The sequence below is a fragment of the Peribacillus sp. genome (assembly GCF_059453735.1).
The window spans coordinates 1-1,969 of the sequence record NZ_JAZVJO010000147.1 but is presented as its reverse complement, the minus strand read 5'-3'; the positions used below and the strand labels follow the sequence as shown (position 1 = coordinate 1,969).

Here is a 1,969-nt window from a genome sequence, read left to right as displayed (position 1 = left end):
ATATTCACTGGATATTTATGGTAAAATATTCCTTGTTAGTAAGGTTACTAAGGATGGGAGAACAATAAACATTTATAGTATCTATTTTTGCGTTTGCTGCAGTGAATGTACGTTTAACAGTGAATCAAAGGAGATGCTAATTTGATAAAAAAGTTTATATCATTTTTGTTAATTGCGATTGCAGTACTGGTACTTGGCGGGCTGGCAGTATTGATAACTGGGGAGTTAAAGGAAGCTCCCAAAAACTTCGACTTAAAACAAATGAACAGAGTGGATGTGGAAATTCAAACAGATGGTAATCGGAAAATACATGAGAACATTTTTGGAGAAGAGGAACTTCACGATCTCAGGAAATTGTTTGGAGAATTGATATGGGAACAAAATGAATATAAAGAAATGCAAACGAAGGAAGATGCCATTGCTACTTTATTCTTCAGATATGATGAAAATCAGCCTGAGAGATTAGTGAATTATTATATTTGGTTCGATCAAGACAATGGAACAGCGGTGATCCTTAACAAAGAAAAGAAGGAGCTCGCCCTATTAGATAAAGAAAATGCAGAAAAGCTGAAAAATATTTTTGTGCGTAAAGAGAAAGAACTTGCTCTTTTTTTTTGGCTCTATAATCGAGTAATGATTGAAGTGGAGAACGGCGACTCCTGCGGGATTAGCGAGCAGGGTGAGACCCCGCACGAAGGAGGAGGCTCACCGCTCGCCCCGCGGAAAGCGTCCGTTCGCAGCGGAAATCAACTTGGAACTTGATAGCCTTTATTTTAGCTCTTTCCTTGTTTGATACATTGTTTTTTACTCATTGTTGTTTTTCGGAAATGGATTGAAAGCGCCTGTTCGAAGCGGCAAGCATAGAACTTTAATAGTACCCTTGTTTTACCCCTTCCCTAAGAGGACAGCAAATAAGATAGAGGTGCATATATGATTATTAGAGAAATAAAAGTTGAAGACGCAGAGAATTTTATAAACCTAATCAAAAAAGTGGAAACGCAAGCTGATTTTATGCTGATGGGTGCTGGTGAGAGGGAAACTACTCCCGAGCAGCAAAGAGAACAGCTGATCAAGATGAAGCAGCAAAGTAATTCAACGATATTTGTTGCGGAAGAAGAGGGGATTTTAATAGGGTACTTGATTGCGATGGGAGGGAGTGTTAAGAGAACACAGCATTCCGCTTATATCGTTATCGGAATATTAGAGAATTTCAGAGGCAAGGGAATTGGGACAGCTTTGTTTCAAAGGATGAACGAATGGGCAATAAATCACCGGATTTCGCGGCTGGAACTTACAACAGTGATCCAAAACAGTGCGGGAATAGCTTTATATAAGAAAAGTGGTTTTGAGATTGAAGGAATCAAAAGGAACTCGCTTATCATAGACGGCAAATCTTATGATGAATATTATATGTCGAAATTATTATGAGTGCCATTTCTTGAGAAGGAGTATTCCTCTTATTGAAGAATAAACAAAGGGGTGAGGAGAAGCACAGTGACAAATGATAAAATGATTGGAACCAAAAAGATTACTTTTAGATTAATAGAACAAAAAGAAGAAACAAAACATTTGGCGATCGTCTTGCCAGGCGCTGGTTATTCAGCAAAGGCGCCATTGCTGCACTATGCAACAGGGTTATTTTACAATAAAGGTTTTGATGTATTACATATTAATTATACATATGACAGGCATGAGTTATCTGTTTTAGACGAAGCGGATTTCAAAAAAGAAGTACAACTTATAATCAATAACACAATCAGGGATAAGGAATATAGTACTTATTATGTCGTGGCTAAATCAGTAGGAACCATTGCATTAAGTCATCTGCTGGATCAGCCAATGCTGCAAGATGCGAAACTAGTCTGGCTGACTCCGTTAGTACAAAGGGAAAATGTATTTCATGCAATGTTGAATAGCGGTCATAAGGGAATCTGTTTTATCGGAAATAAAGATCACTATTTCGACGCCG

At 38.0% G+C, this 1,969-nt stretch carries 3 protein-coding genes; all 3 read left to right on the top strand.

Going from position 1 to position 1,969, the window contains the following annotated elements:
- The first annotated feature begins 141 nt into the window (after nt 1-141).
- Entirely contained in the window at nt 142-762 is a 621-nt protein-coding gene (locus tag AC52RT_RS05070) for a hypothetical protein (RefSeq protein WP_495539745.1), read from the top strand.
- A 168-nt stretch (nt 763-930) separates the two neighbouring features.
- Complete coding sequence (locus AC52RT_RS05065) at nt 931-1,428, top strand: GNAT family N-acetyltransferase (RefSeq protein ID WP_495539744.1); 498 nt, start codon at nt 931-933, stop codon at nt 1,426-1,428.
- A gap of 66 nt (nt 1,429-1,494) precedes the next feature.
- A partial coding sequence (locus AC52RT_RS05060) for an alpha/beta hydrolase (RefSeq protein ID WP_495539743.1) occupies nt 1,495-1,969 on the top strand: 475 nt, incomplete at its 3' end.